The 13005-nt window shown below is 53.4% G+C and carries 13 protein-coding genes; 5 read left to right on the top strand and 8 right to left on the bottom strand.

Translation table 11 applies throughout. From position 1 onward, the window contains the following. The first annotated feature begins 122 nt into the window (after positions 1–122). From CV945_RS09900 to CV945_RS09890, 3 genes are all read left to right on the top strand, one after another. A complete protein-coding gene (locus CV945_RS09900) occupies positions 123–2216 on the top strand; it encodes a DNA topoisomerase III (RefSeq protein WP_100659664.1) in 2094 nt (697 codons plus the stop codon). A 121-nt stretch (positions 2217–2337) separates the two neighbouring features. Beyond that, the gene (locus CV945_RS09895; protein WP_014195787.1) at positions 2338–2535 is read left to right on the top strand and encodes a hypothetical protein; all 198 of its coding nucleotides are present in this window, start codon (positions 2338–2340) and stop codon (positions 2533–2535) included. Further along, positions 2535–3362, top strand: a complete 828-nt coding sequence (locus tag CV945_RS09890; protein WP_100659663.1) for a serine/threonine protein kinase — start codon at positions 2535–2537, stop codon at positions 3360–3362. Before CV945_RS09895 ends, CV945_RS09890 begins: the two co-directional genes overlap by 1 nt. A 150-nt stretch (positions 3363–3512) precedes the next feature. On the opposite strand, the gene CV945_RS09885 is transcribed toward CV945_RS09890, so the two are convergent. The 5 genes from CV945_RS09885 to CV945_RS09865 form a co-directional block, all read right to left on the bottom strand. Then, a complete protein-coding gene (locus CV945_RS09885; protein ID WP_100659662.1) occupies positions 3513–4292 on the bottom strand; it encodes an enoyl-CoA hydratase/isomerase family protein in 780 nt (259 codons plus the stop codon). Between the two features lie 39 nt (positions 4293–4331). Continuing rightward, positions 4332–5102 carry an SDR family NAD(P)-dependent oxidoreductase gene (locus CV945_RS09880; RefSeq protein WP_011231179.1) on the bottom strand — a complete coding sequence of 257 codons (771 nt, stop codon included), beginning with the start codon at positions 5100–5102 and terminating at the stop codon, positions 4332–4334. A 69-nt stretch (positions 5103–5171) separates the two neighbouring features. Next, the gene (locus CV945_RS09875; protein ID WP_011231178.1) at positions 5172–5924 is read right to left on the bottom strand and encodes an SDR family NAD(P)-dependent oxidoreductase; all 753 of its coding nucleotides are present in this window, start codon (positions 5922–5924) and stop codon (positions 5172–5174) included. Positions 5925–6231: 307 nt separating this feature from the next. After that, on the bottom strand, positions 6232–6495 hold the full coding sequence (locus tag CV945_RS09870) for a hypothetical protein (RefSeq protein ID WP_011231177.1): 264 nt from the start codon (positions 6493–6495) through the stop codon (positions 6232–6234). Positions 6496–6525: 30 nt separating this feature from the next. After that, on the bottom strand, positions 6526–6792 hold the full coding sequence (locus CV945_RS09865) for a hypothetical protein (protein WP_011231176.1): 267 nt from the start codon (positions 6790–6792) through the stop codon (positions 6526–6528). A gap of 153 nt (positions 6793–6945) precedes the next feature. Here CV945_RS09865 and CV945_RS09860 point away from each other — a divergent pair, with 153 nt between their 5' ends. Beyond that, positions 6946–7152, top strand: coding sequence for a hypothetical protein (locus CV945_RS09860; protein WP_011231175.1), 207 nt, complete (start codon positions 6946–6948; stop codon positions 7150–7152). A 154-nt stretch (positions 7153–7306) separates the two neighbouring features. Further along, the gene (locus CV945_RS09855; RefSeq protein WP_100659661.1) at positions 7307–8557 is read left to right on the top strand and encodes a trehalase family glycosidase; all 1251 of its coding nucleotides are present in this window, start codon (positions 7307–7309) and stop codon (positions 8555–8557) included. A 35-nt stretch (positions 8558–8592) separates the two neighbouring features. Here the strand turns inward: CV945_RS09855 and CV945_RS09850 are convergent, their stop codons facing one another. From CV945_RS09850 to CV945_RS09840, 3 genes are all read right to left on the bottom strand, one after another. After that, positions 8593–9375, bottom strand: a complete 783-nt coding sequence (locus CV945_RS09850; protein ID WP_011231172.1) for an ABC transporter ATP-binding protein — start codon at positions 9373–9375, stop codon at positions 8593–8595. Then, positions 9372–10511, bottom strand: coding sequence for a nitric oxide synthase oxygenase (locus tag CV945_RS09845; protein WP_369827713.1), 1140 nt, complete (start codon positions 10509–10511; stop codon positions 9372–9374). The genes CV945_RS09850 and CV945_RS09845 overlap by 4 nt, the downstream gene beginning before the upstream one ends. A 317-nt stretch (positions 10512–10828) precedes the next feature. Next, complete coding sequence (locus CV945_RS09840) at positions 10829–12946, bottom strand: YhgE/Pip domain-containing protein (protein ID WP_042382552.1); 2118 nt, start codon at positions 12944–12946, stop codon at positions 10829–10831. Positions 12947–13005: the final 59 nt, after the last annotated feature.

The raw sequence follows: 13005 nt of genomic DNA, 5'->3' as shown, positions 1-13005 counted from the left end.
TGATGGCCGAAAACAACGGGGGTGGCAAGCTTTTTTTCTTCCAACCGTTGAAACTCAAGGGAAAACCGTGAGTGTGGAGGATAAACTTTTGACAATACCAGACGACAGAAAGGGGTTTATCGATGAAATCGCTCGTGTTAGCGGAAAAGCCGAGCGTCGCTCGCGACATCGCCCGCGTGCTCGGTTGCAAGCAAGCGCATAAACATTATTTTGAAGGAAAGCAACATATTGTCACCTGGGCGCTCGGCCATTTAGTTGAGCTGAAGATGCCGGAAGACTACGACCGGAAATACGAAACATGGCGGCTGGAGGACTTGCCGATCATCCCAAAGAAAATGGGCTTGAAAGTCATCCGGCAAACGAGCCACCAGTTTCGCACCATTGAACGGTTGGCGAAACGACCGGATGTGAAAGATGTCATCATCGCGACCGACGCGGGCCGTGAAGGGGAGCTTGTGGCGCGCTGGATTTTAGAGATGATCGGTTGGACGAAGCCGATTTGGCGGCTATGGATTTCGTCGCAAACCGACCGCGCCATCCGCGACGGCTTCCGCCAACTCAAGCCCGGGGCGCAGTTTGACCGGCTGTATCAATCGGCCGTCTGCCGCGCCGAAGCCGACTGGCTGATTGGGTTAAACGTCTCGCGCGCCTTGACGACAAAATACAACGATCCGCTTTCGGCCGGGCGCGTGCAAACGCCAACGCTCGCGATGATCATCGAGCGCGAACGCGAGATCCAATCGTTCGTTCCCGTGCCATATTGGACGATTCGGGCGAAGATTGGTTCCATCACGGCCGTATGGGAGCGGCATGGCGGACATCGTCTGTTTGACCAAGACAAGGCCAACCGGCTGATGACTCGTCTCAAAGGCCAGCCGGCGCGCGTCACATCGATCAAACGGAAACGAAAAAGCGAGCCCGCCCCGCTGCCGTATGACTTGACCGAACTGCAGCGGGACGCAAACAAGCGGTTTGGCTTTTCGGCGAAAAAGACGCTCTCGGTGTTGCAGCGGCTGTATGAACAACACAAACTCGTCACGTACCCGCGCACCGATTCGCGTTATTTGCCAAGCGATATGGAAGCGACGATGACCGAGCGGTTGTTGGCGATGAAATCCGGTTATGAGGACGTCATCGCTCCGCTCCTTGCCAAAGGCAAAGCCAAAGCAGCCAAGCGGGTATTTAACGATGACAAAGTGACCGATCATCACGCCATCGTTCCAACGGATGAGCGGCTCAACCTTAGCAGGCTGTCGACTGATGAGCGCAAGCTGTATGATCTCATCGCCCGTCGCTTTTTGGCGCTGTTTTTCCCGCCGTATGAATCCGAAACGACGACAGCTGTCTTTGACATCGGCGGCGAAATGTTTGTCGCCAAGGAGACGGCGGTTGTGAACTTCGGATTTAAAGCGGTTCTCGGCAAAGAAGAAACGGATGCCAAACCGACGTTGTCACACCTCGCAGAAGGTCAGACGCTCCCATCGGTGCAGCTTGAGAGGGAACAATCGTTCACCGAACCGCCCGCCCGTTATTCGGAAGCTGATTTGCTCGCGCAAATGGAGAAATACGGGCTCGGCACGCCGGCGACAAGAGCGGACATCATCGAACGGCTGGTTGAAACCGAAGTGGTCGAGCGAAAAGACGGACGGTTTTATCCGACAAAAAAAGGGAAACAGCTGATTGAGCTCGTCAATGAAGAGCTGAAATCGCCGGAATTGACCGCCCGCTGGGAGCGGGAGCTGGAGGCGATCGCCCGCGGGAAAGGAAATCCACAACAATTTTTGGCCAACATCCGCCGGCAAACGCAGCAGCTCGTTGCCGAAATTAAGCAAAGCGAGCAGGTATACAAAGCGCCAAACCTCACAAATCTCACATGCCCAGAATGCGGTGCGCTTTTAAAAGAGCGGAAAACGAAAGACGGACGGATGCTTGTCTGCTCGAACTTAGCGTGCCGCTACCGCCGCCGGCGCGACCCGAAACTGTCGAACCGCCGTTGCCCGCAATGCCACCGGCGCATGGAAATGCATGAAGGAAAAGCAGGGATGTATTTCCAATGCCGCCCGTGCAATATTGTCGAAAAAGCGGACGAGACCAAACGCATCGCCGCAAAAGGCAGCGAACGGGCGCTTCTCAAAAAATACAGCCCGGCCAACGAATCGTTTGGCACGAGTTTAGGGGAGCTGCTCAAGCAGGCGTTGAACGAAAAAAAGGAATGAGGTTGCCGCACCGCGCTAGGGGCTAATGCCCCTGGCGGTTTCTTTTTCATCTTTGAAGTCTGAAACTTCCTTCTCATTGCCTCGTATATATAGGTAAATCTATCGCAAAGGAGCGATCGCGATGTTGAAAAAATGGCTAAAAGCACTTTTCGACCATCCCCATCATCCGTCGCACTACCATAAACATTACAGCAGCAGCGACCACCATTATTACAACCCGACGTATCACTCGCACCATCACCCGTCCCAGTACGGGCATCATCACTACAAAAAGAAACATCACAGCGGCAGCTTCTTCTCAAGCTTTTTCGGCAGCTGATGAAACGGTTTTTTGAACGCCATCCGTTCGTTTCCCGCTGGGTTGATCGGCCGCATCGGGGCGGGAAGGTGCTTTTGGGCCGCTATGAAATCATCGAAGAGCTTGGGATGGGAAGCTACGGCATCGCCTACAAAGGGTGCGATCACCTGACAGGCCGTCTTGTCGTCATCAAACAAGCGCGGCGGACAAAAGGAGAAGACGGCCGCCGCTTGCTTCGGCGCGAAGCTGACGTGCTCGCCCGCCTGCGCCACCCGCAAATTCCGAGGCTGTATGATCGGTTTGTGGAGCGCGGACAGCCGCATCTCGTGATGGAGTATATCGACGGAGAAACGGTGGAAGACCGGATTTTCAAGCTGGAAGCCAAGTACACGGAACAAGAGGCGTTTCGATTGTTAAAGGAGGTGCTTGAGGTCGTCCGGCACGTCCATGCTTTCGGCATCGTCCATCGCGATTTGCGCATCCCGAACATCATTTGGCGCGATGGAACGGTGGCGATCATCGATTTCGGCTTGGCCTGCCGCATCGGCGAACCGGTGGATTTCCGCGATGACGACCCGCTGGAAAAGCGGCTGCGGCGCAAACCGCATCCACGAAGCGATTTCTATGCCCTTGGACACTTCACCTTGTTTTTATTGTATTCTGCCTATGAACCGATAAGTGACGAGGAAAAAAGCTGGGAAGAAGAACTTGACTTATCCTCGAACGCCCGCAGGATCTTGCGGAAAATGCTGCAGCTGGATGCGCCGTATGACCATGTTGACGAGTTGATCGACGACGTGGATCAGTTGCTCGCAGAACCCATCCGGAATCAAGCAGGGGCGCTTTGACGTTTGATCGCACCGCTCCCCGACCAACCACCCCTTTTCCCCATTTGGAAAGGGGGGCTGTTTCATTTGAGGCGAAGTGAAAACAAAATACGCCCTGTCTCCCGCTGATGGAGAAACAGGGCGCAACGCTCTTTCGGCACTGCCACTCGCTTATTTTCCTTGGAACACCGGGCTCCGTTTCTCTTTAAACGCCGTCACCCCTTCGCGATGGTCTTCGGTTTCCACCATCAACCCTTGAACGAGACGCTCTTCTTCGAGAATCTCCTCAAGTGTCGCGGTCAGCGCGTGTTCAATCAGCCGTTTTTGTTTTCCGATGGCTTTCGTGGGCCCACCCGCCAGCTTCGAGGCGAGCGATTCTGTCGCCTCGCGCAGTTTCTCAGCTGGGACGACCTCGCTTAGGACGCCCAATTCATACAGGCGACGGGCTGAAATCGGATCGGCGGTGAAGAAAAACTGTTTCGCCAAATGCGGACCGACAAGCCGCGGCAGCCAATACGACCCGCCGCCGTCCGAGACAAGGCCAACTTTCGCAAAGCTCAAAATGAATTGACTGTCTTCGGCCGCGAGGATCAAATCACACGCCAGCGCGAGGTTAAATCCCGCCCCGGCAGCGAATCCGTGCACCGCGGCCATGATCGGTTTTTCGCATCGTTGCATAGTCAGAATGAGCCGATTCAGTCGGCCGATATGCTCATACGCCTGCGGGGCGCTCGACTGCCCCATCGTTTTCACATCCCCGCCGGCGCAAAACGCCCGCCCAGCGCCGGATAAGACGATGACGCGGACGGCATCATCCGCCGCGGCGCGTTCGATTTCATCCGTCAGTCCGGCAATCATCTCCGGGCTGAAGGCATTGAGCCGCTCCGGGCGATTCAGCGTCAACCATAATACAGAACCGGATTGTTCCACAAGCAAATGCGAGGTTTCCATATTCCTTTGCTCTCCCTTTCCATTTTGGACTTTTCAGTTTCATTTGATGAGCCATCCGCCATCGACCAACACATCAGAGCCGGTCATGTACGACGCTTCCGAAGAGGCAAGAAACGCAATGACGTTGGCGATCTCTTCCGGCGCTCCCACCCGGCCTAAGGCGGTGTTGCGCTCGATGGCTTTCACAAACCGCTCGTTTTGCAGTCCACGTTCGGTAAGCGGCGTCTCGACAAAACCGGGCGAGACGGAATTGACGCGGATGCCATACGGCGCCAGCTCCAAAGCGAGCGATTTGGTCAAGTTGATGACCCCTGCTTTCGCCGCGCTGTAGTGCGGAATTTCCGCCCCGGCCTGATGGCCGGACAATGACGCTACGTTCACAATCGCCCGATTGGCGCGTTCGCGTTTTGCCCCTTCGATCATCAGCGGAGCGAGCGTTTGCGAGACAAGAAAGACGCTTTTCATATTGACGCGCTGCACATCATCCCACTCTTGTTCGGTGAGCTCGAGCCATTTCGTATGGGTCGAAATGCCGGCATTGTTGACGAGCACATGCAAGTCGCCGTACCGATTTTGGACGTATGCGGCCAAGGCGCGCACTTGTTCGTGGTCCGTGACATCGGCCGCAAACCGATCGGCCACCCCTGGCACCCCAAGACGCGTGATGTCTTGCACCGTTTCTTCCAGTTTGACGGCTGTGCGGCCGACAAGCACGACAGTCGCCCCTTCCTGAGCCAGGCGGACGGCCGTCGCCCGGCCAATGCCGCTTCCCCCTCCAGTAATCACAGCGACGGTATTGGCAAAACGCATCGTTTCCTCTCCCCTCTCGTTTGTGCGACCTTTGTTTTCATCCGTTGCCCCGTATCAGCCGTCCGACGTCTAAAACGTCAGCCCGCCGCCGTCGACCGACAATGTCGCGCCGGTGATAAACGACGCTTCATCGGACGCCAAAAACAACACCGCGTTCGCCACTTCCTCTGGCGTCCCGATGCGGCCGAGGGCGTTCGCTTTCGAAATGATCGGCCATTTGCGCTCATCTTGTTTCCACGGCGTGATGATGTTCGTATCAATGACCCCCGGTGCAATGGCATTGACGCGAATGTTAAACTTCCCATATTCCAATGCCGCATTTTTCGTCAACAAAATCACCCCGGCCTTCGAGGCGTTGTAGGCCGATTCGTACTTTTTCCCTTTGATTCCAAGCAGGCTCGATGTGTTGACAATGGCCCCGCCACCGCATTGCTTCATCACGGGCACCGCGTATTTGATGCCAAGGAACACTCCTTTCAAATTAACGTTGATGACCCGGTCCCACTCTTCTTCAGACAAGTCGGTGCTCCGCACTTCCGAATGGCCGATGCCGGCATTGTTAAAGAGAATATGTAGGCCGCCAAAGGCATCAACCGCCGTTTGGACAAGGCGGCTCACTTGCTTGGAATCGGCTACGTCCGTTTGGACAAAAATCGCCTCCCCTCCTTTTTCCCGAATCAGGCGGACCGTTTCTTCCCCTCCTTCCTCATTGATGTCGCTCACCGCCACTTTGGCGCCTTCTTCCGCAAAGCGAATCGCCGTCGCCCGGCCGATGCCGCTCGCGCCGCCGGTGACAATCGCCGCTTTTCCTTTTAGCCTCATGATCTTCCCACCTTTCGATCCGCTTCTGAATCCGTTTTCAACAGACGATATACCAACCGGTTAGTATGTTGTTTCTTTTATTATACATCACATTTAGAATATTTTAAACATTTTTATACCCCTAATCGGAAAAGCCTGCACTTCCAAACAAAGACGAAGCCAACGGCAATCGAGCCTGCTTCCCCTCCTAACGCGTCTCCTTCCTTCAATGAACACCATGCCGTTCAGGAAAAAAGAGGAGCCTCGGTTTTGGCTCCTCGTTCATTCATCGATGAGGTCAGCGGCGCTGCCGGCGGTTCGGCCTTCATCAGCTCCCCTGTCCTGAAATTTGGAAAAAGAACGATCGACACACGGAATCCAATGACTGCAACCGCTCGATCAGCCCCTGCAAATCGCACGTATGGAGCGTATCGCTCAGTTCGCGGCCTTCCTCCGTCACCAAGTACAAGTGAATTTCCATGCATCCGTCCCAGCGGACGTTGGCGTCAAGCCAGCCATCTTCGCTCTCAAGCTCCAGCCCCACCGTCTCCCCTTGGTCATTTTCGTGTTTTGTTTTGATGACCCATACCATCCTTCGTTCCGCCCTTTCCTGTTCGCCGCCTCACTCTTGTTGTTCCGCTCCGATTCCTGACACCGGGGAGCCAGTGGACGTATGTTCATTCACCCAACGGAGTGCCGCGTCCACCACTGCATCGGCGTCAGAAAGCTGGGTGCGGTGCTCAATGATCCAATTGAGCCCGTCTTGCGGATCAAGGTCATGTTGTAAACATTCCACCAAAAATGACTGGACACATGCCGCATCGCTCCGCTCCCACGCTCCGCACTGGCGGCGCCAAATCGCTTCGATCGCATCTTTCCCGAACTGCATTGAGTTCCTTCCCTCCTGTTGCCCATATTGTCATCCATAGTATGCCTACAACAGATGACAGGGCTCCACAAAAGAAATTGGCGGGAAAGGATTTGATTTCCATTTATACGGCCTCCATCAATGGCCATACTGAGAATATGGAGGTGTTGATTCATGAGAGAGCCTTGGGAAGAACGCGGCGCCACTTCCAGCCTGCCGCGCTATACCCCGGGAATTGGCGTTCCCGATGAAATGAGCCCGATTCGCGACATCGCCCGCGGTTTTGAAAACGGTCGGCCGCCGGTCATGGAAGTCACGCCAGCTGACAGCCGCCAAACGGCGGATGATATTGATTTTCCGCCGGTTGACCGCGCGTTTTGAAAAAGTGGCAACAAGGGCGTCCTTGTTCGGTGGCCCTTGTTGCTCGGCTTCCGTTTTCTTCCTCTGCCATCGCCGTGCACTCGATTGGCGGCATGACCGGGTCGTTTTGGCCATATACATAGCCATATAGACCATTCCCATGGAGGGACAGCCGTTGCCGATTGAGCTTCCGGACATCACGGCCATTTGCCCGGATCCAGCCGTAGAGCATGTGTTTTCTTCCATTCACCAACGGTGGGAACAATTGGTCAAAACAAGCTCGCCTTACTCCAAAGGAGAACTGTTTTCCCTTCCGTTTCCATACGTCGTTCCCGGCGGGGTGTACCAGCAGCTCTTTTACTGGGACAGCTATTTCATTATATTGGGACTGAACATTTCAAGGCTGCACGAACTCGCCCGCAACATCGTCAACAACTTCTTTTACGAGTTGAAAACGTTTGGAATCATTCCAAACAGTTCCGAACTGGCCCACTTAAGCCGTTCCCAGCCTCCGTTATTGACGTCGATGATCGAGGAGGTATGGCGCGGAGACAAAGAGCGGCTCCGCTCCGCTTACGAATGGGCCAAAATCGAATACAAAGAAGTCTGGATGGACGAAACCACTCACTATCATCCCCAGATCGGCCTCAATAAATATTACGATCGGCTTGAGTCGATGCTGCGGGTAAAGGGGGAGGCGTATCTCCATTTTGACGAAATGTATATCCCGCCTGCGTTTTGGCATGAAAGGGTCGAGGCGGAGTCCGGTTGGGACTATACAGGCCGTTTTCACCGGCAATGCGGCTATTTCATTCCGGTGGATCTCAACGCTTTGCTTTATAAGTACGAAACCGATTTAGCGGCGTTTGCCCGCCTTTTAGCTTTAAACGGCGAAGCGGAACAATGGGAGCAGGCGGCTAAGCGGCGAAAAGACTTGATGAATCAATATTTATGGAACGAGTCGTTTGGCATGTATTTTGATTTTCATTTCCTCAACGGGCGGCAGCACTGCTATTATTCGTTGGCTGCTTTTTATCCGTTATGGGCTCGGGCGGCCTCTAAACAGCAAGCAGCGAAAGTCGTCCGGCATTTACCTTTGTTCCTTCAACCCGGCGGATTGGCTGCCTCCAATGTCCAAACCGGATTTCAATGGGATTTTCCGAACGGCTGGGCCCCGCTTCACTGGATTGTCATCAAAGGGTTGCAAAACTACGGCTATGACCTTGAAGCGCAAGAGATCGCCCGGCGATGGATTCGGCTTTGCACCAAAGTGTATTTGGAAACTGGCAACATGTACGAAAAATATAATGTGGTCGACATGAGCATCCGCACCATCGGCCGCTACCCTTCGCAAAAAGGGTTCGGCTGGACCAATGCGGTCTATCAAAAAATAGCGGTTGACCTTCTTGGGTGCACGGTATGTTGAGGCAGTCGGCCTAGGAACGGCTGCCAACGGCCGCCCTACCGATGGACGGACACCCACGGCCGGCCGTCTTCCCAATGAACGCGGATCGGAAGGCGAAACGCTTCTGAAAGCCGCTCGTCGGTTAACACTTCCTCTTTTTGGCCAGCCGCAAGGATGCGCCCGTCTTGCAAAAGCAAGACATGGGTAATGGAGTCGACGATTTCTTCGATATAATGGGTGACGTATAAGAGATGGCACGGCTGAGTGACGATCTGTCCGATCAATGCTAAAATTTCTTCGCGGGCCAATAAATCAAGGCCGACCGTCGGCTCGTCCAAAATGAGCAGCTTCGGATTCGCCATCAACGCTCGGGCGATCAATGTTTTTCGCTTTTCTCCTTGCGACAACGTTGCGTACCGCTTTTCTTGGACAGCTTCGAGGCGGAAAGACTCGATTAACGATTGCGCTTTGGACCGATCGTCCTCAGTGACGGCATCGTACAGGCCAATCGTTGCAAACTTGCCGCTGATGACAATATCTTCGACTGTTTCGGCTTGCAAGGTATCATAAAACTGATCAAGCGAGCTGCTCACAAACCCGATATGCCGGCGCAATTCCCACAAGCTCGCCTGTCCAAACCGATAGCCCAATACTTCAACATCCCCGCGCGTCGGGTACTGATAGCCGGTGACGATATTGAGAAGCGATGTTTTCCCGGAGCCGTTTAGGCCAAGAATCGCCCATTGCTCGCCTTCTTTCACCTCCCAGTTGATATCACGCAAAATCATGCGCCCTCCTCTTGCCCATGACACATCGCGCATGCGGATGATGACGGTCATTGTTCCTCTCCCCTTTGTTGTTCGTATGGACGGTCCTGATAGAAAAAGTTGGGCAACATGGTCGTGTTGTCATACGTTCGGTGAAAAATGTGCGTTGTCGCCGGAGAAAGAGGCGGAATCAGCCATGTCCAATCGCCGGTGACATGGCGGCCGGCTGCTTTCTCTTGCTGTTCAAACAACTGAAATTGGCGCGCGGCGGTATGATGGTCAACGATGCTGACGCCCGCCTTTTTGTAGGAATACAAAACAGCGATATTCAATTCGACCAACGCCTTGTCTTTCCATAATGATGCGTTGGAGTTGGTGTCAAGCCCCATGCAAGAGGCCACTTTCGGAAGCATGTTGTAGCGATAATCATCGGCAAAATTGCGGGCTCCAATCTCCGTACCCATGTACCACCCGTTAAACGGTGCTGCCATATAGCGAATGCCGCCAATTTCTAGACACATATCTGAAATAATCGGGACCGCGTACCATTTTAACTGCAGATCGCGAAACCACGGAAACTCCGGATGTTCAATTGGCACCTCAAGCACCAATTCTTTAGGGATCGGTGTCCAAACAGGCTTCTGGCTGCCTACCTGGATCACCAAGGGCAACACGTCAAAAGGCGTTTTTTCCCCCTTCCACCCAAGCTGTTCACAGGCGCGGGTGAAAGTGAGGGAGGATGAGTCGCCGATGATCCCTTCTTCGGTTTCATAACCGGCATAACGAATCAGTTGATGATTCCAAATGCGCACTTCCCCATTTGGACGGAAGATCGTGATCGTCGGCCGGATTTTCCCGCCATTGGTCGCAAACTCAATATGATGGAATAGATAAGAAAAAACCTCGTCTACGGTAACCGCCTCTCTCGCATCAATGACATAGAGCGATTGCCAAAACAAGCGGCCGATGCAACGGTTGCTATGACGCCAAGCCATCTTAGCCCCATAGCTTAACTCTTCGTACGTATGGCTGTATGTGCCGGTTTGTTCCACTTCCCAACGGATTTCGTTCAACCGCCGCTTCATTTCTTGCTCACTTTTTCCAAGCTCCCGATAGCTTATCGTGATAAACTGTTCTGCTTTTTTCATCAACTGCACATCATGCTGTCTGACCCTTGTTTGATTCATATCACTCTCGATGTTTACCATATATGCTTCTTTTTCCTCCACTTTCGATCGATTGGACTCTTCGCAGTCATTCCAATTCCAATCAAGAAACAAATTCCCCCGATCCACCACATTTGCTCGATAAACATCGAAATCGCCAAAAAAATGAGCGCAAAACCAAGCAGTCGACGGATCGACATGATTCTCTCCCCTTTTCCCCGCCATCGAGCGCTCTCCCATCGCGCAAAAGCAACAGTGAACAATGCTTGGGAGACGTCGATCCTACGGGGCAATTGAGAATGAAGCAACGCTCTCGTCCCTATTGTAACAGATGCTTCCATAAAGAGAACAGACAATTTTCAATGAAACAAACCACTTTGAACAGCTTTTTCCTTCAGCACGCGCATCCATGGGTTTAATGAGCCTTTCAACAAAAGTCCGGCCAAAAGGGCGGCAACGGCAAACAAGAGAAGCCGCTTGACATCATGCTCAACATTTTCCCATACGATCCCGCCGACCGCCTCGCGCATGACATCAATGGCATAGGTAAACGGCAGCCAAGGGTTTAATTGCTGAAAGAACGGAGGAATCAGCTCAACGGGATACGTTCCTCCCGCTCCGGCAATTTGCAAGACGAGCAACACAATCGCCATCGCTTTTCCCACATTGCCGAACAAGGAAACAAGCGAAAAAACCACCGCCATAAAGACAAAGCTGCACAAAAGGCCGAACGTCATGAACCATCCCGGCTCACGGACGAAAATATTCGGCAAGATGAAAGCCGCTCCAGCTGTCACGACCATCGCCTGCAAAGCATTCAGCGTCCAAAAGGTCAACAGCCGTCCGGCATATCTTTCCCGCTCATTCGCTTCCGAAAACGAAGAAGGATCCGTCGACAAGACGGAAACAAGCAACAAACATCCTACCCATATGGCCAGCACCGTGTAAAATGGATTCATGCCCGAACCATAGTTCGGCAGCGGGAAAAGGCGGAACGTTTTGACGTCAACCGGGTGAGCTAAAAACGCCCCTTTCGCCCGAGGATCTTGTTTCAACAAGCGAATCAGTTCGTCGATGTTGGTTTCTCTTTTGATTTTCGATAGGAAGGCGGCCAGCTCGCGGACCTGGCGGGAGAGAAATGGATATTGAGCCTGTGCGGTCTTTAGCGCTTGTTGCGCGGCCGCTAAATCACGATCTGTGTTTGACAACCATTGCTCTGCCTCATTTAACGCTTGATCCATGCGAAGAAGCGTTTGTTTCGCTTGTCGCACCTGTTCCCCTGTTTGATTCCATTTTGCCCGCAGCATAGGCAGCAGCCGTTGGCGATATGCTTGATCAAGTTGCTGCGCCTGTGCGTCCAATAAGGCCATTTGTTCACGCAGGTGAGTGATCTTCTCTTCGACGCCTGTTGGATGTTGTTTCACTAGCGCCGCTGTTTCTTGAATAGACGCTAGCGTCTGCTCGATACGGCTGACTGTGCGCTGCACAGGTTGAAGCGAAGAGGAATCAATCGTCCCCTCCCATGTTCTCAACGTTCGGCGCAATTGCTGAACCAATGGGCTCGCGTCTGTTGCAGCCTGTTGGATGAGAGCCGCCCAACGCGCTTGCTTTTCCGGTGTATCGAGGGACTGTGGCGTCTGCTCTGCAAAGGAATGGAGCGCATGAACCGCCATTTCCACCGGCTTTTCCCATAAGTGCGATGAAGCATTGACTTGCATGAACAACTTCTCAACGCGGCCTGTCCATTCTAAACCGCGCCGCACCGTTGCTCTGGCAGCCGGCAGAAGCTCGCGGCCTGTACGAACTAGTGATCTTGCCTCTCCCACATCGCGATCTAGGGCTTTCAATTGTCGTTGAATCGTTGGCAATTCGTTTTCCAAACGAAACACAAACGCTTCAACGCGGCGAATGGTGGGAAGCTGCTGTTCGAGCGTCACTCCCGCTTGGTGGAACAAGGAAAACAATGCGGTATTGACCACCCTCACAAACTCATCGCTGACTCGCGCTGACAATGTACTTGCTCCGCGCTCCGTGATTTTGGGAGCGATGGCGTTCCGTTTGTTGTTTTCATAATAGTAAATAACCGCCCTTTTCGGACGTTTCTGCACTACAGTGGCTAATTTAGCCGAGAAATCAGCCGGAATGACGATCGTCGCAAAGTAGTCTCCCCTCCGAACGCCTTCCATTCCTTTTTTCCGCGTGACAAATCGCCATCCCAACTGGTGGTTGTTTTTTAAGGTCTTGACGATCTCATCGCCGGCGCGAAACCGGTGACCGGCGAGCTCCGCCCCTCGGTCTTCGTTCACGACGCCGACCGGTAAATCCTCTGTATGGGCATAAGGGTCAATCGAAGCCTCTACATTGATCCAAGCGTAAAGCGATGGAAGAACGATCAGACCGAGAGCCAATATGGATGCGGCCCAGTTGGTCGTGAGATGTTTCAAATCGCTCATATAAATGCGCCATGCCTGTTTCACTTTGATCCGCTCCTTTCAAGTCGATCATGCTGTTGTTAGTATGAGCGGATCACGGAAAA

Source organism: Geobacillus sp. Manikaran-105, assembly GCF_002809955.1.
GTDB lineage: Bacteria > Bacillota > Bacilli > Bacillales > Anoxybacillaceae > Geobacillus > Geobacillus thermophilus.
This window is presented reverse-complemented; position numbering and strand designations above follow the sequence as displayed.

Bases quoted from the DNA above. Each gene is read 5' to 3' on its own strand.
- CV945_RS09875 (WP_011231178.1), bottom strand. From the start codon at position 5,924: ATGAGGCTAAAAGGAAAAGCGGCGATTGTCACCGGCGGCGCGAGCGGC.
- CV945_RS09900 (WP_100659664.1), top strand. From the start codon at position 123: ATGAAATCGCTCGTGTTAGCGGAAAAGCCGAGCGTCGCTCGCGACATC.
- CV945_RS09865 (WP_011231176.1), bottom strand. From the start codon at position 6,792: ATGCAGTTCGGGAAAGATGCGATCGAAGCGATTTGGCGCCGCCAGTGC.
- CV945_RS09860 (WP_011231175.1), top strand. From the start codon at position 6,946: ATGAGAGAGCCTTGGGAAGAACGCGGCGCCACTTCCAGCCTGCCGCGC.
- CV945_RS09850 (WP_011231172.1), bottom strand. From the start codon at position 9,375: ATGACCGTCATCATCCGCATGCGCGATGTGTCATGGGCAAGAGGAGGG.
- CV945_RS09890 (WP_100659663.1), top strand. From the start codon at position 2,535: ATGAAACGGTTTTTTGAACGCCATCCGTTCGTTTCCCGCTGGGTTGAT.
- CV945_RS09845 (WP_369827713.1), bottom strand. From the start codon at position 10,511: ATGGTAAACATCGAGAGTGATATGAATCAAACAAGGGTCAGACAGCAT.
- CV945_RS09880 (WP_011231179.1), bottom strand. From the start codon at position 5,102: ATGCGTTTTGCCAATACCGTCGCTGTGATTACTGGAGGGGGAAGCGGC.
- CV945_RS09885 (WP_100659662.1), bottom strand. From the start codon at position 4,292: ATGGAAACCTCGCATTTGCTTGTGGAACAATCCGGTTCTGTATTATGG.
- CV945_RS09895 (WP_014195787.1), top strand. From the start codon at position 2,338: ATGTTGAAAAAATGGCTAAAAGCACTTTTCGACCATCCCCATCATCCG.
- CV945_RS09870 (WP_011231177.1), bottom strand. From the start codon at position 6,495: ATGGTATGGGTCATCAAAACAAAACACGAAAATGACCAAGGGGAGACG.